Annotated in this window: 14 protein-coding genes; 7 read left to right on the forward strand and 7 right to left on the reverse strand. The window is 73.2% G+C overall.

Annotation, left to right across the window (positions count from 1 at the left end):
• Positions 1–58 precede the first annotated feature (58 nt).
• Positions 59–571 (reverse strand): flavodoxin domain-containing protein, encoded by a 513-nt coding sequence (locus BJ982_RS26395; protein WP_184884377.1) that lies wholly within the window; start codon positions 569–571, stop codon positions 59–61.
• Between the two features lie 161 nt (positions 572–732).
• Here BJ982_RS26395 and BJ982_RS26400 point away from each other — a divergent pair, with 161 nt between their 5' ends.
• Complete coding sequence (locus tag BJ982_RS26400) at positions 733–1599, forward strand: universal stress protein (RefSeq protein WP_184884379.1); 867 nt, start codon at positions 733–735, stop codon at positions 1597–1599.
• Positions 1600–1615: 16 nt separating this feature from the next.
• On the opposite strand, the gene BJ982_RS26405 is transcribed toward BJ982_RS26400, so the two are convergent.
• The 5 genes from BJ982_RS26405 to BJ982_RS26425 all read right to left on the reverse strand — a co-directional run bounded on the left by BJ982_RS26405 (position 1616) and on the right by BJ982_RS26425 (position 7351).
• Positions 1616–2953 carry an MFS transporter gene (locus BJ982_RS26405; protein WP_184884380.1) on the reverse strand — a complete coding sequence of 446 codons (1338 nt, stop codon included), beginning with the start codon at positions 2951–2953 and terminating at the stop codon, positions 1616–1618.
• A 71-nt stretch (positions 2954–3024) separates the two neighbouring features.
• A complete protein-coding gene (locus tag BJ982_RS26410; protein WP_184884382.1) occupies positions 3025–3894 on the reverse strand; it encodes an NAD-dependent protein deacetylase in 870 nt (289 codons plus the stop codon).
• Positions 3895–3998: 104 nt separating this feature from the next.
• Positions 3999–5207, reverse strand: a complete 1209-nt coding sequence (locus BJ982_RS26415; RefSeq protein ID WP_184889350.1) for an ROK family protein — start codon at positions 5205–5207, stop codon at positions 3999–4001.
• 181 nt (positions 5208–5388) lie between these two features.
• On the reverse strand, positions 5389–5925 hold the full coding sequence (locus BJ982_RS26420; protein ID WP_184884383.1) for an NUDIX hydrolase family protein: 537 nt from the start codon (positions 5923–5925) through the stop codon (positions 5389–5391).
• Positions 5926–6244: 319 nt separating this feature from the next.
• Positions 6245–7351 carry a TetR/AcrR family transcriptional regulator gene (locus BJ982_RS26425; RefSeq protein WP_184884385.1) on the reverse strand — a complete coding sequence of 369 codons (1107 nt, stop codon included), beginning with the start codon at positions 7349–7351 and terminating at the stop codon, positions 6245–6247.
• Positions 7352–7732: 381 nt separating this feature from the next.
• Here BJ982_RS26425 and clpX point away from each other — a divergent pair, with 381 nt between their 5' ends.
• Positions 7733–9007: an ATP-dependent Clp protease ATP-binding subunit ClpX gene (gene clpX / locus BJ982_RS26430; protein ID WP_184884387.1), complete on the forward strand. Its 1275-nt coding sequence runs from the start codon at positions 7733–7735 to the stop codon at positions 9005–9007.
• Between the two features lie 847 nt (positions 9008–9854).
• Complete coding sequence (locus BJ982_RS26435) at positions 9855–12308, forward strand: M14 family zinc carboxypeptidase (protein WP_184884389.1); 2454 nt, start codon at positions 9855–9857, stop codon at positions 12306–12308.
• A 138-nt stretch (positions 12309–12446) separates the two neighbouring features.
• Here BJ982_RS26435 and BJ982_RS26440 read toward each other — a convergent pair whose 3' ends face one another.
• Positions 12447–13052 (reverse strand): helix-turn-helix domain-containing protein, encoded by a 606-nt coding sequence (locus tag BJ982_RS26440; RefSeq protein WP_184884391.1) that lies wholly within the window; start codon positions 13050–13052, stop codon positions 12447–12449.
• Between the two features lie 87 nt (positions 13053–13139).
• Here BJ982_RS26440 and BJ982_RS26445 point away from each other — a divergent pair, with 87 nt between their 5' ends.
• From BJ982_RS26445 to BJ982_RS26460, 4 genes are all read left to right on the forward strand, one after another.
• Positions 13140–13766 (forward strand): class I SAM-dependent methyltransferase, encoded by a 627-nt coding sequence (locus tag BJ982_RS26445; RefSeq protein ID WP_184884393.1) that lies wholly within the window; start codon positions 13140–13142, stop codon positions 13764–13766.
• A gap of 31 nt (positions 13767–13797) precedes the next feature.
• The gene (locus BJ982_RS26450; protein ID WP_184884395.1) at positions 13798–14292 is read left to right on the forward strand and encodes a DinB family protein; all 495 of its coding nucleotides are present in this window, start codon (positions 13798–13800) and stop codon (positions 14290–14292) included.
• A gap of 291 nt (positions 14293–14583) precedes the next feature.
• Positions 14584–15795, forward strand: coding sequence for a beta-ketoacyl-[acyl-carrier-protein] synthase family protein (locus BJ982_RS26455; RefSeq protein WP_184884397.1), 1212 nt, complete (start codon positions 14584–14586; stop codon positions 15793–15795).
• 212 nt (positions 15796–16007) lie between these two features.
• Complete coding sequence (locus tag BJ982_RS26460) at positions 16008–16748, forward strand: lytic polysaccharide monooxygenase (RefSeq protein WP_184884399.1); 741 nt, start codon at positions 16008–16010, stop codon at positions 16746–16748.
• Positions 16749–16839: the final 91 nt, after the last annotated feature.

The raw sequence follows: 16839 nt of genomic DNA on the forward strand, positions 1-16839 counted from the left end.
CGCCTGAACCACCCCGGCTCCCCTCCCGCGAGAGAGGGGAGCCGGTGGGGGGCGCGGGTCAGCCCGACGGCTGCTCGACCCGCAGCGCCGCGGACACCGACGCGGCCCAGGCGGCCACGTGGTCACGGTCGCGGTGGTCACCGGCCATCTTCTTGGCGAGGGACGCGGCCATCATGCCCGGCGCGTCGGCGGCCAGCCGCCCGCCGAAGGTCGCGTGCCCGCGCGCGCACAGCCGGGCCATCCGCTTGGCGACGCCCCGCACCGGCGGGATGTCCTTCTCCTCCGCCGAGCGGTCCAGGGGGCCGCTGCTGAACAGCCACACCGGGCGCTCCCGCAGCGCCCGCGCGTTGCGGCGCGCGAAACGCCGGGCGTCCTTGTGCCAGATGCCCGCGTACAGCGCGCCGCCGATGACGACCGCGTCGTAGCCGGTCACGTCCACCCCGCCCGTGGCGTCCCGCGCGGGCACGACGTCGGCGCGGTGCCCGTCCCGCCGCAGCGCATCGCCGACCCACCGCGCGATCCCGGCCGTCGATCCTCTCGTGGACCCGTAGGTCACCAACACCCGCGCCATGCGGATCACCTCCGGCCTCAGCGTGCTCCCCGCCAAGCCGGCCGGGCAGGGACGGAGGTCCCGGATCGCCGGGACGTCCGCCCGGTGCGCGCCGCGCCCCACGTGTGATGGCATGACGGTGGAAAGAACGTCCGGCGGGTCCGGAAGAAGGGTTGTGCATCATGTCTGGAACGATCGTCGTCGGAGTCGACGGCTCCTCGCCCGCGACGGCGGCGGTGGAATGGGCCGCGCGCGACGCCGCGCGCCTGAACGCCGCCGTGAAGATCGTGCACGTGCGCGAGCCGTGGAGCGACACCGCCCCCTTCCACAGCATCCCCGGCTTCCAGGACTCCCTCTCGGAGTTCTGCGAGGGCGTCGTGGCCGCCGCGGCCGAGCGGGTCCGCGCGTACTCGCCCGACATCGAGGTGTCCACGGTCCTGGCGGCGGGCACCGTGGTCGACACCTTGATGCGCGAGGCGCGCGACGCCGACGAGGTCGTGCTGGGCAGCAGGGGCATGGGCGGCTTCACCGGGCTGGTGCTGGGCTCGGTCGGGCTCGGCGTCGCCGGGCACTTCCCCGGTCCCGTGGTGATCGTGCGCGGGTCCGCCGAGACCAAGACCGGTGAGGTCGTCGTTGGCTACGACGGCTCGCCCGCCTCCGAGGCGGCCATGGACTACGCCTTCGCCCAGGCCGAGGCGCGGTCGGCGCGGCTGCGCGTCGTCCACGCCTGGCAGAGCCCGCTGTTCTCGTCGTTCGCGGTCGCCTACACCGACGTCGTGTCGGACCTGTACGAGAACCACGCCGAGGAGTTCCAGCGCGGCCTGGAGCCGTGGCTGCGCAAGTACCCCGGAGTCTCCGCCGTCGGATCCTCGGTGTTCGGGGCCGCGGTGCCGGCGCTGGCGGAGGCCTCGCGGCACGCGGACCTGGTCGTGGTCGGCTCGCGCGGCCTCGGCGGCTTCGGCTCGGCCGTGCTCGGCTCGGTGAGCCACGGCGTGCTGCACCACTCCCACTGCCCGGTGGCCATCGTCCGCCCGCACGGCGAGGGGTGATCGCACCCCCGGAGTGTCAGGCCGTCGCCTCGCCCTGAAGGCGTTCGGGCCTCGGTCGGCGGATCGGGGTCGCGAGCGCCGACAGGGCGACGACCGCGCACACCGTGCCCGCGGCCAGGCAGGCGGCCGCCACGCCGTAGCGTGCCGCCGCCGCGGTCAGCAGGGCGGCGCCGAGCGGGCCGAGCGCGCTGTGGATCGTCCAGAACGCCGAGGTGACCCGGCCCAGCAGGTGCGCGGGCGTGACCTCCTGGCGCAGCGACATGGAGCAGATGCCCGCCAGGCCCGTGCAGAAGAGCTGGGCCGTGGCCAGCGCGCCGACGGCGAGCGCGCCGGCGGAGAACCCGAGGAGCGCCACGGTCACGCCGGCCAGCGCCCACGCCCCGATCCAGCAGACGCCGAACCCCAGGCGTCCGCGCGCGGGCGCCACGACGGTGGCCGCGAGCAGCGAGCCGACCGTGGCGGCGGCCAGGACGTATCCGACGGTGCTGTCGGGAGCGCCGAGGTCGTTCTTCAGGTAGTAGACGATCACGTCGGTGACGCCGAACGTGACGAAGAGGAGCAGGGACAGCAGGACGGTCAGCGAGCGCAGCACCGGGTGCCCCCACAGGAACCTCGCGCCGGCCAGGAAGTCCGCGACGAGCGCCCGGCCGCGCGGCCCCGGCGGCGCGCCCGCCGTCTCCGGGGTGACCGCGTCCTCCGGTGAGCCGGGGGCGGGCGTCTCGGGCGCCGGCGAGGCGGGCGTGGGACGGGGGCGGACCAGCAGCAGGCCGGCGGCGGAGATCGCGAAGCTCGCCGCGTCGATCGCGATGGCCGCGGCCGGGCCCGCCAGGCCGGAGAGCACGCCCGCGAGCGTCGGCCCCGCGACGCCGGCCACCGAGTAGGCGGCGTACAGGTGCCCGTTGGCGCGGGTGATCTGGCCGGGCTCCACCAGCGCGGGCACGAACGTCACGTACGTGACCTGGAACTGCATCCCGAACGCCGCGGCGAGCGGCACGACGGCGTACAGCAGCCAGACCTGTGGCGAGACCAGCCACACCAGCGGGACCAGCGCGAACAGCAGGCAGCGCGCCACGTCGCAGGCAATCAGCAGTGCCCGCCGGTTCATCCGGTCGGCCAGGTATCCGGCGACCAGGCCGGTGACGATCGAGGAGGCCCCCGCCAGCGCGGTGACGGCGCCCATCTGGACCACCGAGCCGGTCGCGTGCAGCACCAGCAGGGGGATCGCCACGTAGGAGAAGGAGTCGCCGAGCGACGACAGCGTCTGGGCGGCCAGGAAAACGCGGAAGTTCCGGTTGCTCCGCAGCGGGCCCGTCGCCGGGGGCCGTCCCTCGGGTCGTGCGTCCCCGTCCGGCATCGGATCCCTTCGCGAGCGGCCGTCGGCACCGAGAAGATCCAGGCCAGTCGATCAGGCCCCCGGGCGGCCTGTCAAGAACGGCCCCGCGCCGGGACGCGCGCGTCGATCAGGCGCACCGTCTCGGGCAGGACCTCGCCGAGCCGGGCGTCCACGGTGAGCGTCGCGTAGTCGTCCCCGCGTGTCGCGCCCTGGTTGACGATCGCGACCGGGATGCCGAGCTTGGCGGCGCGCAGCACGAACCGGCGGCCGGACATCACCGCGAGCGAGGAGCCGAGGACCAGCAGCAGCCCGGCCCGCTCCACCAGCGCGTAGCACCGGTTCACCCGGCCGGGCGGCACGGTCTCGCCGAAGAAGACCACGTCCGGCTTGAGCACGCCGCCGTCGCAGGCGCGGCAGCCGACCGTGCGGAACCTCTCGGCCTCGGCGTCGGGCAGGTCGACGTCGCCGTCGGGGTTGACCTGGCCCGCCTCGGCGCCGAACCGCGGGTTGGCCCGCGCCAGGCGCTCGTGCAGCTCCTCGCGGGAGGTCAGGTCGCCGCAGCCGAGGCAGACGACCCGGTCGAGGCTGCCGTGCAGCTCGACGACGTCGTCGGCACCGCCCGCCTGGTGCAGGCCGTCGACGTTCTGGGTGATGAGGCCGCTCAGCAGGCCCCGTCGTTGCAGGCCGGCCACCGCGCGGTGGCCGTCGTTCGGCGCGGCCCCCGCGATGGTGCGCCACCCGAGGTGGCTGCGGGCCCAGTAACGCCGCCGCGCGGCGGTGTCCCCGGTGAAGGTCTGGTACGTCATGGGGGTGTGCCGGACCAGCGCCCCGCTCGGCCCGCGGTAGTCGGGAATGCCCGACTCCGTGGAGATCCCCGCCCCGCTCAGCACGACCACGTCACCGGTGGCCAGCATGTCCGCCAGCACGCTCGTCCCATCCACCACCCCTCCATGCTGCCCCATGGCCGGGGATGCGAAGTCCGTGGCCTCGCCGCCTCGGACGGGCGGGGCCGCGGAGTCGGTGGCCTCGCCGTCCCGGACGGCCCGAGATCCGCGGGCTGGTCGTCTCAGACGGGCAGTCGCGCCGTGCGCTCCGGGGGACCGGCGGAGGCGGGCGGCGTGCCGAGCAGGAAGTCGTCCACCACCAGCGTGGCCGCGCCGAGCGCCACCGCCTCTGGCCCGAGCCCGCCGGCCACCACCGAGACCGTCTCGTACGGCTGCACCAGCGAGTTCTCCGCGACGGCCTGCCGGATGCCGGCCAGTTCGTGCCGGGCCAGGAGCAGTCCCACCCACCCGCCGATCACGATGCGCTCGGGGTTGAACAGGTTGACCAGGTTGGCCAGTCCCGCCCCCAGGTAGCCGACCGCCTCCCGGACGGCCGGGTGGCCCGCGAGGACCAGCTCGCCGAGCGCCTCCTGCTCGCGGTCCGGCCCCGCGGACACCTCGGCCCGCGTGAGGATGCCCTGCGCGCCGACGTAGGCCTCCAGGCAGCCGCGCCCGCCGCAGCGGCACGTCCGCCCGCCCGCCACGATCTTGGTGTGGCCCCACTCGCCGGCGCTGCTGTTGGCGCCCCGGTAGGTCAGCCCGCCGGTGATGATGCCCGCGCCCACCCCCGAGCCGAGCAGCACGACGATCGCGTGCCGGCAGCCCCGGCCCGAGCCGAACCACAGCTCGGCCTGCCCCATGGCCTTGGCGCCGTTGTCGACGTACAGGGGGAGCGAGGTGCCGGCCCGCAGCAGCGCGCCGAACGGGACCGCGTCCCAGCCGAAGGCCTCGGCGTGGACCAGCGCGTCCCGGCCGCTCTGCACGAGGCCCGGCACGCCGACGCCCACGCCGAGCACCCGGGCGGGGGAGGCGCCGGAGGCGGCCAGCACGGCGTCGATGCCCCGCAGGACGTGGCCGGCGATCGCCTCGGCGTCGCACTCTCCGGCGCGCAGGACGACCTCGGCCTCGCCGCGCGGCTTCATGTCCAGGTCGAAGATCTGGACGCGCACGTGGGTGTCGTCGACGTCCACGCCGATCGCGTACCCGAAGTCGCGGTTGACGCGCAGCAGCGTGCGCGGCCGCCCGCCGTCGGAGTCGACCAGGCCGGCCTCCACGACGATGTTCTCGCCCAGAAGGTCGCCGGTGACGTTGCTGACGGAGGCCGCGCTGAGGCCGGTGAGGTGGCTGAGCTCCTGGCGGCTGGCCGGGCCCGTGAAGAACAGGTTGCGCAGCAGCACCGCCCGGTTTCCGCGCCGCAGGTCTCGCACCGTGCGCCGCTCGGGGCCGGCCATCCCTCCCACGTACGTTCCTTTCCGGGGCCGCGAGCCGGATCACGCGCCGGCCGCGCCACGAAAGGGCGACGCGGCCGGTCGTCGTGGAGCGATTCGATCGAGTCTGAGGAAAGGGTACGCCCTCCGCGGACCCCTCGTTGATCTTTGCGGCGCGCGGGCGCCCGGCCCGGCTAGCGGCGGGTCACGGAAGCCGGCCGACGTGGGCGAGCGCCTGCTTCAGCAGCACCCCGTGCCCGCCGGTCATCTCCTGCTGCACCTGCGGCGAGGCGGCCTCCTCGGGGGTGAACCAGATCAGGTCCAGCGCGTCCTGCCGGGGACGGCAGTCGCCCGCCACCGGCACGATGTAGGCCAGCGACACCGCGTGCTGGCGCGGGTCGTGGTACGCGGTGACGCCCGGGGTGGGGAAGTACTCGGCGATGGTGAACGGCTGGGGCGAGGCCGGGATGTTCGGCAGGGCCACGGGCCCGAGGTCCTTCTCCAGGTGGCGCACCAGCGCGTCGCGCACCCGCTCGTGCAGCAGGACGCGTCCGGAGACCAGCGCGCGGCTGATCGTCCCGTCCGATCCGATGCGCAGCAGCAGGCCGACGCGGGTCACCACCCCGGTCTCGTCCACGCGCACCGGCACGGCGTCGACGTAGAGGATCGGCATCCGGCCCCGCACCGCCTCGAGCTCCTCGGGAGCGAGCCAGCCAGGTGCGGTTTCGGTGGTTTCGGTCACCCACCGATGGTACTTCCCCCGGGCGGGTCGCTCGGTGCGGGACCTCCGGGCCGGTGCCGATCACGGTCTCCGGGCGGCTCGTGCGCGCCGCCCGGGGCGTTGCTCCGGGAAACGCTGGCGGGATATCTCGCGAAACCGGATAAAAGCCGCTTATCTATTCGCGTGGCGTGCCGACCGCCGCGGGAATCCTTCCCGGGTCAGGGCTGCTTTTCGGAAAGCCGCAATTCGCCGCGCCGGGACGGGGCGCGTGCGCGCCTGGTGTGAAGGTCTTGCGCGTGATCGCCGTGCGCGGCGGAGGTTTTGGCGTCCGGCCCCCGGATCACCCTTGGCGTTTCGCCCGTGAGCGGTCCGGCGCCGGGGCGGAGGCGGCGGCGTGACACGCGCCGCGGCCGTCGGCGCGGGCGACCACCCGGCCGCCGGCCACGCGCAGGGCGGTCTCGGTGTCGTCGCCCGCGGCCACGCCCGCCGCCGCCGCGAGCGCGCCGGAGTCGTCGGGCACCACGCGCAGCCGCGGCCAGGCCGCCGCGGGGAAGGACTCGCGCAGGCAGCCGCACAGCCCGGCGACCACCAGCCGGGCCAGCGGCGCCAGCTCGCCCGGGTCACCGGTGACCATGACGGCGGTGACCCGCGCGCCGGGCGGGGCCGCGCGCACGGCCTCCTCGACCGCCTCCAGGCGGTGCAGGCCGAGGATCGCCACCACGCCGTCCGCCGTGAGGTCGGCGCGCTCGCCGCGCACCAGGTCCGCGGGCTCTGGTTCACGCGGCGGGCTCCACGGCCGGTCCACCGGACGCGCCGGAGGCACCGGCGGGACGATCGGCGCACCGCCGCCGAGCTCCAGGCCCACCAGCCGCTCGCAGACGCTGACCACGTCGAAGGGCTCGACGAACCCGGGCGCGGCCGCCGCCATCTGGGTGGCGCCGTGCAACGTGGTGAGCGCCGCCTCGGCCACCCGCACCTGGCGCGCCAGGGGAGCGCCCGGCGGGCGCAGCCGTTCGAGCGCGAGCCCGAGCAGGATGGCGTCCAGCTTCATGAGCTGCGCGAACGGGCGCCGCGTGCGCTCGTCGGCGAGGATCTCGGGCATCAGGTCCATGCCGAGCCAGGCCGGGCCGTGCGCGCCGTCGGTGGCGAGGGGCAGCCGGCCCACCCAGGCCCGGGCGAACGCGCCGAGCGCCTCGCGGGCGTCGCGCCCCGGCTCGGGGCCGGGCGCCTCGGCGTCGCGCGCCGCCAGGTCGGCCAGGACGGCGAAGTACAGGGCCCGCTTGCCCGGGAAGTTGGAGTAGACCGCGCCGCGGGTCAGCCCCGCGCGCTCGGCGATGCCGTCGATCTTGGCGTCACGGAAGCCCAGCTCGGTGAACTCCTCGCGCGCGGCGGACAGCACCTTGGCGCGGTTGCGCTCCTGGGACTGCGCCCTGGTCAGCCTCGCCATCGGCGCCCTCGCTCCCTCCTTCGGCAACGGCATGGAACGGAACGGTACCGAACGGCGCCCGGCCCGGTGCGCGGGCTGCGCGGGCGGGCCTCCAGGTTTGCCGTGCCCGCGAATCCAAGATACTCTGACCATCCGAATGGTGAAATCATATGTTCGGAACATCTGGAATCCCCGGAGGTTCCCATCGCGACGAACCGGGGCTCATGCCGCGCCGTCGACGAGCTCATGCGCTGGTACGGGCCCACCCGCCGACCATCCCGCGCTACGCCCGCGAGGACACCGAGCCGTGCGGCGTCGCCGTGCGCGAGGGGGAGGGGGTGATCGCCGTGGTCGCCGCCGCCAACCGGCCTGCCCGGCCCCGACCTTTCAGGAGGCATTCCCGTGGCACGCACCGGCGACACGTTGACGTGCTCGTTCTGCGGCAAGGGGCAGCGCCGCGTGCGCAGGCTCATCGCGGGGCCGGGCGGGGTGACGATCTGCGACGAGTGCGTCGAGGTCTGCAACGAGCTCATCGAGGACGAGTTCGGCCCGGCCGGCCCGCCCGTGCCCGCGCGGGCGCCCAAGCCCCGCGAGATCGACGAGTTCCTCGGACGGTACGTCGTCGGGCAGGAGGCCGCGCGCATGGCCCTGTCGGTCGCCGTCTACAACCACTACAAGCGCGTGCGGCCCGCGCCGCCCCGGCGGGGGAGCTCCGGCGGCGAGCCTCCGGTCGAGCTCGGCAAGTCCAACATCCTGATGGTCGGCCCCACCGGCTCGGGCAAGACCCACCTGGCCCAGACTCTGGCCCGCATGCTGGACGTCCCCTTCGCGATCGCCGACGCCACCGCGCTCACCGAGGCCGGCTACGTCGGCGAGGACGTCGAGAACATCCTGCTCGCGCTGCTCCGCGCCGCCGACCATGATGTCAGGAGGGCCGAGACCGGCATCGTCTACATCGACGAGATCGACAAGATCGCCCGCAGGGGCGAGCACCCCTCGCTCACCCGGGACGTCTCCGGCGAGGGCGTCCAGCAGGCCCTGCTGAAGATCATCGAGGGGGCGGTCGTGAGCGTGCCGCCGCAGGGCGGCCGCAAACACCCGCACCAGGAATTCGTCCAGCTGGACACCAGCCGCGTCCTGTTCATCGCCGGCGGCGCGTTCGCCGGGCTCGACCAGATCATCGAGCGGCGCGCCGGGCGGACGGCCGCCGGCTTCCGCGCCGAACCCGCCGGGGCGGGCGGCGAGGACGACGTCCTCGCGCGGGTCACCCCCGCCGACCTGCTGGAGTTCGGCCTGATCCCGGAACTGGTCGGGCGGCTTCCCGTGGTCGCGGCGCTGCGGCCGCTCGGCCTGACGGCGCTGACCCGCGTGCTCACCGAGCCCCGCGACGCGCTGATCAAGCAGTACCAGCGGCTCTTCGCCCTGGACGGGGTCGAGCTGGAGTTCACCGAGGAGGCCCTCGCGGCGATCGCGGGTCAGGCCCTGCTGCGCCGCACCGGCGCCAGGGCGGCCCGCGCGATCCTCGAAGAGGTGCTGCTCACCGTCATGTTCGAGGTGCCCGGCCGTGACGACGTCGCCCGGGTCGTGATCACCCGGGACACCGTGCTGCACCACGTCAACCCGACCCTGGTGCCCCGCGAGCCGCCCGGCCGCGTGCGGCACGGGAAATCCGCCTGACGCACGGAAAGAAACGGCATTCCGGTCGGCATTGGCATGAGCCATGCTCGCGATTTTTGGTTTCCATATCGTCCGGCTATATACGCCGATACATGACCGCCGGTCGAGGGCCGGTCTCGCGAATATGCCCCACGCTCGTGCCCCTCGGGAATAAAGACAGGCCAGCGATATCGGCCACGCCCATATGGGCCACGGGCGCGGCGGAATCGCGGGCGGCCGCGTGGGAACAGGTGGCCGGCATTCCGGAGATGGGGGACGGCAGACGGCGGTCCGGATGACCGGTGGCGGGGATGGCGGCCGGTCGCGCGCGAGCACCGCTGGTACGTGGGCGGACACGTTCCGCACGCGGGCGCGACGACCTGCCGGGCGAGTCAGGGCGATCCGTATTTGACAGGCGAATTTTCGCTGTTTGACCAAAAGTGGTCACCGGTTTGCCGGATGCATCGGGCGGGGGAGTGGTGAGCCGCCCGGGACGCCCATCTCCCGGGGCGAGGTCCCGCCGACCGGCCGGTGACGGCACACCGGAGCTCGGCCCGAGATGCCGGTAGGGGGTGTGGCCAGCGGCGTCGCGCCGTCCGCGGTGGCGAGGCCCGGCCTCGTGCGCCGCCCCGAAGTGGTCGGGGGGCCGCGGCGGCGGGGGAGTGCCCCCAACTCGGTCGCTCTATCAGAAAGTCAGGAAGATGTATATAAATTTCAGATAAAGATTAACTTACGCCGTTCGGTTCGGTTAAATGCGAAAATTTCGAACCTTGACGAAGATCCTCTGTTTGGCAAGAATTCGTGCCGATTGCGCGCTTCCTGTAGGGATGCCCCCTATCCCGGGTCGCGCGCCAACTGGAGGAATCTCATGAGGACTTCTCTTGGCAAAGGCAGGAGGCACGCCCGCGTCGCGCTGGCGCTCGCCCTGCCCATTACCCTCTCCCTCTCCCTGAGCCCGATCCCGGTTCTCGCCCAGCCGTCCCCGCCGGTCAGTGAAGTGGCGCCCGACCGGCAGTCGAGCGGCGAGCAGAACGGCGTGGCCCTGATGCGCGTCGTCGTCCCGGACGAGGCGGCCCTCGACCGGCTCAACTCCATGGGCCTGGACCTCGCCGAGTACAAGAAGCCCGTCGAGGACGGCATCGAGGTGCACGCCGTCCTCAGCCCGCAGGAGACCCGGAGCCTGCGCGACCAGGGCGTCGACGTGCGCGGCGCCATCGCCGACCAGGGCGACGCCGCCGCCAACGCGGCCGAGCGGCGCTCGGCGATCGCCGAGTCCAAGGAGGCGGCGTCCGAGACCGACACGCTCACCGTGCTGCGCTCGGAGTGGTTCACGAGCCTCGACGGCCAGCGCTTCCTGTCCATCGAGGTCAAGTCCAGCGCCACCGGTGCCGAGACCGTGCTGACCGCCACCTGGGACCGCGGCAGGGGGACGCCCCCCGGCTCCGGCGGCACCGCGACGATGTCGCGCCTCACCGACGTCGGCCAGTACATGTACCACCGGTTCACCACGCCGCTGCCCGTCGACCAGGCCCCCGCCAGGGCCACGATCACCAGCAGCAACGGCGGCACCGTCACCGTCCCGGTGACCAAGTGGCTGGGCGAGCCCCGCAAGCCGCCGGGCCGGCACTACGTCGCCGACTTCGTGGACCACTACATGGACCCGACCGAGGTCACCGGCCGCATCACCGCGCTGGCCAAGGAGTTCCCGAGGATCTCCGAGATCGTGGACCTGCCGTACAAGACCAACGGCTACCGCAGGGCCGCCCAGGCGCAGTTCGGCGCCGCCGCCGCGAGCACCTTCTACGTCACCTCCAAGGCCTACGGCCACGAGGGCGGCAACGACATCAGCCTCGCGCTGGTCAAGCCCGACGCCCCCTCCGCCGCGCTCGGCGTGACCGTCACCGGCAAGGACATCGTGGTGAGCCTCGCCACCGACGCCTCCGCCGCGGTCGGCAGCACCGCCCGCCAGGTCGTGGACGCCCTCAACGGCGACGCCGCCGCCTCCGCGCTCGTGACCGCCTCGACCTACCGGGGCAACGCCGGGGACGGCCTGGTGGCCGCCGCGCAGGCCACCCGCCTGACCGACAACCTGAAGGCCCCGCAGGCCATCAAGCGCGAGCCGTTCCAGGTGAAGGCGCTGCGCATCGGCAAGAGCCGCACCGGCGCCAAGACCGGGGTGTTCCTGTACTGCCAGGAGCACGCCCGCGAGTGGGTCACGCCGCTGACCTGCGTGGAGACCGCCGAACGGCTGCTGCGCAACTACGCCAGGGACGCGGCGACGAGGAAGGTGGTCGACGACCTCGACATCTTCATCATGCCGACGATCAACCCCGACGGCGCCCACTACAGCATGTACGACTTCAACTTCCAGCGCCGCAACATGACCAAACACTGCGCGGCCAACTTCGGCGACCCCGCCGCCCGCAACGCCTGGGGCGTGGACCTGAACCGCAACTTCTCGGTGGGCTCCTACTTCGACGGCTACAGCGGCGCGTCGGCGAGCTGCACCAGCGACACCTACGCGGGCCCGGCCGAGCTGTCGGAGCCGGAGGCGCGCAACGAGGTGTGGCTGACGCACAAGTTCCCCAACATCAAGTTCGCGATGAACACCCACTCCTACGGCGGCTACTTCATGTGGCCTCCGGGCGCCTACAAGGCCCAGGGCCGCGAGACGCTGCCCCGCGTCGACTTCGGCACCGAGGAGTACTTCTGGAAGTCCTCCGGCCACATCCTGTCGGCGGTGCAGTCCTGGCGCGGCACGGCGATCTGGCCCGGCCGCACCGGCCCGGTCCCGGACGTGCTGTACTCGGCGGCGGGCAACAGCGCCGACGAGCACTGGTACAACCGCGGCATCATCGGCTGGGACTTCGAGGTCGGCGCGGACGTCTACAACCAGACGACCAAGCAGTTCGAGCCGGTCGGCTTCCAGCCGCCCTTCGCCGAAGGGCACGAGGAGGCCATGGAGTTCTCCTCCGGCCAGATCGCCATCCTGGAGGTCGCCCGCGCGTACGCCCGCGACGAGGAGCGCCCCGAGTCCGACCTGAAGGTGACCGGCAGGACCGGCGCCTCGGCCACGTTCACCTTCACCCTCGACGAGCCCGCCAACGTGTACTACACGCTGGACGGCAGCCGTCCCACGCTGAACTCGCCCAAGCTCGCCGCCGCGGGCGTGCGCGAAGGCGCGCAGCAGATCACGGTCGGCAAGACCACCGAGGTGCACTGGTTCGCGGTGGACATCGCCGGCAACGTCGAGCGCGGCTACAAGCCGGACGGCCACGGCAACAACTACCGCAAGGAGAGGGTGGTGGTTCGCACGCCTTGACGACGCGGCCTTCCGTATGACCTAGTGACCAGCCTGTGGGGATGCGCGCGCGGCCGCCGGTCGACCGACCGGCGGCCGCCGCCTTTTCCGGCGCGGTTCCACCGCCACGAATCTACAATGTAAAGGGTCGCGCTTGGCTCAACCCTTGGCGCCGCCGCGAGACGGCCGATGGGGGTCGGCGTGTATGTGAGTGCGCATTCCTTGCGGGTCGAACAGGATGAGAAGCTCGACCACGCCGCCGTCGGCGGTGCCCAGCCAGTGGGGCAACGACGTGTCGAACTCGGCGGCCTCGCCGGGCGGCAACGTCAGGTCGCGCTCGCCGAGGATGAGCCGCAGGCGTCCGCTGAGGACGTACAGCCATTCGAAGCCGTCGTGGGTCTGCGGGGTCGGCGCGAGCGGTTCCGGCTCGGCGGGGATGATCATCTTGAACGCGTGGGTGCCGCCCGGCCGCCGGGACAACGGCACGAAGGTCATCCCGAACCTGCGGATCGGCGTGAGGTGGATCCGGGGGTCTCCGGTGCGCGGCGCGCCGACGAGGTCGTCCAGCGGGACGCCGTAGGTGCGCGCCAGCGCCAGCAGCAACTCCAGGGTCGCCCGGCGCTGCCCGCTTTCCAGCCGGGACAGGGTGCTCTCCGACACGCCGGTCGTCGCCGCCAGGGCGGCGAGGGTGATGCCGCGGCGACGACGCAGCGCACGCAGCCGTGGCCCCACCGCGTCGAGCACCTCGTCGGTCTCGTGGTCCACGCGGCCATCTTGCCAGAACCGCAAGTTCGCGTGCCAGGCGGCGGCCCGCCTGGTCAGACTGGGCGCGTACCGACAGAAGGAGGCTTGATGAGCACCACCGACGCGGTCACGTTCTGGGACGACGTCTACGCGGCCCGACCGGCGGCCACCGACCCGCGGCCGAACGCCCGTCTCACCGAGACGGTCGCCGGCCTGGCGCCCGGCCACGCCTTGGACCTCGGATGCGGTGACGGTGGCGACGCGCTGTGGCTCGCCCGCCAGGGGTGGCACGTCACCGCCGTCGACGTCTCCGCGGTGGCGGTCGAACGGCTCGCCGCCCTCGCCCGCTCACACGACCTGGCCGACCACGTCGTCACCGTGCGGCACGACCTGCGGGAGTCCTTCCCCCAGGGCCGGTTCGACCTGGTCACCGCCCACTACCTGCACACCCCCTTGGACCTGGACAGGGCGAGCGTCCTGCGCGCGGCCGCGCACGTCCTGCGCCCTGGCGGGCGGCTGCTGATCGTCGACCACGGCTCGGCCGCGCCATGGTCATGGAACCAGGATCCCGGCACCCGGTACCCCGGCCCGCTGGAGGTCGCCGCCGGTCTCGATCTGGACGCGGCGACGTGGACGGTCGAGCGGGCCGACGCCCCCCGCAGGATCGCGACCGGTCCGGGCGGGCGCACCGCCGAGGTCACCGACCACGTGCTGCTGATCCGCCGTGGTGACTGACGCGCCCACCCCACGAAGGAAGGAGACCACCATGTCCGGCACCGCGCGCCGCCGCCGCGACACCCCGCCGCCCCGGACCGGGAGCGGCGAGGCCGAGGTCCTGCGCGGATTCCTCGACTACCTCCGGACCTCGGTCGCCGCGAAGGTCGAGGGCGCCCCCGAACCGCAGGTGCGAACGGCCGCGGTGCCGTCGGGCACGAACCTGCTCGGCCTGCTCAACCACCTGACGTTCGTCGAACGCGCGCTGTTCCTGGGGGAGGAGGTCACCGACTGGCAGGCGACGTTCCACGCGGCGCCGGCGGACGGCGTGACCGATGTCGTCGCCCGCTACCGCGAGACGGTCGAACGCGCGAACGGCGTGCTCGACCGATGTGCCGATCTCGGCGCACCGGTCCCTCGGCCGCGGCCGGACCGCCCCGCCCCGAGCATCCGCTGGGCACTCACCCACATGATCGAGGAGACCGGCCGCCACGCGGGCCACGCGGACATCCTCCGCGAACTGATCGACGGAACGACCGGACGCTGACCCGGAGGGCTCAGGCTCCGGCGTAGGCGTCCGAGCGGGCCAGGTCCGCGAGAAGGCGTAGTTAATCTACAATGTAAAGGCGATGGGTTGGCGATTTAACCCCGCACCCTCAACAACCTCCGCTCCGACGACAGAAGCATCGCCGTGGCCTCGTACGGCCGACAAATCTCCGCCGGGATTTTCGTCGATCACGTCAGGTGCTTGGCGGGCCGTGCGCTGGCAGCGTTACAGGTGGATGTCCTGGGATGGTGTGGTTCATCCGGGACGCAGGGGTCGTCGAGGGGAGACGGGATGAACGCGGGCGCCTCGGTCACCGGGCTGGGTGCGACCACGCCGCTGGGCGGGGACGTGGCCTCCACCTGGGAAGGCATGCTGGCCGGACGGTCGGGCGTGGTGGCGGTGGAGGAGGAATGGGCGCGTGAGCTGCCCGTGCGGATCGCCGGCCGCATGCGGGTGGACCCGGCCGAGGTGCTCGGCCGGGTCCCCGCGCGGCGGCTGGACCGCTGCCAGCAGGCCGCCGTGGTCGCGGCGCGGGAGGCGTGGGCGGCCGCGGGCGCGCCGCGGGTCGAGCCCGAGCGGCTGGCCGTGGTGATCGGCACGGGGGTCGGCGGGGTGCTGACCACGCTGGCGCAGGACGACCTGATGGAGGCGTCCGGGGCGCGGAAGGTGTCGCCGTACACGGTGCCCATGTTGATGCCGAACGGCCCGGCGGCGGTGGTGAGCATGGAACTGGGTGCCAAGGCCGGGGCGCACACGCCGGTGAGCGCCTGCGCCTCGGGCGCCGAGGCGATCGCGATGGGGCTGGACCTGATCCGGCTGGGCCGCGCGGACGTGGTGGTGGCCGGGGGAGCGGAGGCGTGCCTGCACCCGCTGACCATGGCGGGGTTCGGTCAGGCCAGGGCGCTGTCCACGCGCAACGAGTCTCCGGAGGAGGCCTCGCGCCCGTTCGACGCCGGGCGGGACGGGTTCGTGCTGGGGGAGGGGGCGGCCGTCATGGTGCTGGAGCGTGAGGAGTTCGCGGCGGCGCGTGGTGCGGGGGCGCACGCGCGGCTCGCGGGGGCGGGCACGAGCTCGGACGCCCATCACATCACCGCGGCCGACGTGGCGGGCCAGGCGCGGGCGATCCGGTCGGCGCTGGCCTCGGCGGGGCTGACGGCGCTGGACGTGGGGCACGTGAGCGCGCATGCCACCTCGACGCCGATCGGGGATGTCACCGAGGCGCGTTCGATCGCCGAGACGCTCGGGACGCACGCGGCGGTGACGGCGGTGAAGTCGATGGTGGGGCACCTGTGCGGGGCGGCGGGGGCGCTGGGCGCGATGGCGGCGGTGCTGGCCCTGCGCGACGGGGTGGTCCCGGCGATCCGGAACCTGGAGGAGCCGGACCCGGAGGTGAAGCTGGATCTGGTCGGCGGGGAGCCGCGCCGGGGGCGGTGGGACGCGGCGCTGGCCAACGCGTTCGGGTTCGGTGGGCACAACGCTTCGCTGATCTTCACCAGGGCCTGAGGGCCCGGTGAGGCTCGCGGGTGCCGCATGGCGGTGCCCGCGAGACCTGTGTCCGGGGCCGGGTACGGAAACTTTTGTCGAGATCGATCCATCGCCGCTACGACGTGTGGTTTCGTAGGCGAACGTGGTGACGACGCGCTGACTGTGGCCTTCACTGTTAGGAAACTTTCTTTTATATTAGGCTTATCACCCCCCAGTGAAGGAAGCGCGACATGCGAAGAGTGGTCACGTTGCTGTCCTCGGCGGTCATCGCCGCGGCCAGCGTGGTGTTCGTGGCGACGCCGGCCTCGGCGCACGGCTACATCACCTCGCCGCCCAGCCGGCAGGCGAACTGCGCCCAGGGCAAGGTCTCCAAGTGCGGCGACATCATCTACGAGCCCTACAGTGTCGAGGGGCCCAAGGGGCAGCGTAACTGCAGCGCCGGCGACTCCCGCTGGGCGCCGCTCGACGACGACAGCAAGGCCTGGCCGGTGGCGAAGGTCGGCGACTCCATCACGTTCCAGTGGTCCCTCAAGGTGCCGCACTCCACCAGCACCTGGGAGTACTACGTCGGTGGCACCCAGATCGCGTCCTTCAACGACAGGGGCAGGGTGCCCGGCTCGTCGGTCTCGCACACGGTGAGCCTGGGCGGCAGGACCGGCCGCATCAAGCTGCTGGCCATCTGGAACATCGCCGACACGGCGATGGCGTTCTACAACTGCGTCGACCTGCAGGTCGGCCCCGGCGGTCCCGACCCGACCCCCACCCCCACCCCCACGCCGACCGTGACCCCCACCCGGACCCCGACCCCGACCCCGACGGTCGTCCCCAACGGTCCGTGGACGGCGGGCACCGCCTACACGCCGGGCTCGCAGGTCACCTACAACGGCGTCACCTACCGGTGCCTGCAGTCGCACACCGCCCTGCCCGGCTGGGAGCCGCCGAACGTCCCGGCGCTCTGGGCCCGCGTCTGATCCACTGCCGCTGACCCCCCGGCCCCTGGAGCGTAGGAGCAGCCCAGGGGCCGGGGTTCTGCTTTGTCCAGTCGAGGCGCGATCGCACTGT

The sequence above is a fragment of the Sphaerisporangium siamense genome, from assembly GCF_014205275.1.
In the GTDB taxonomy this organism is placed as follows: Bacteria; Actinomycetota; Actinomycetes; order Streptosporangiales; family Streptosporangiaceae; genus Sphaerisporangium; species Sphaerisporangium siamense.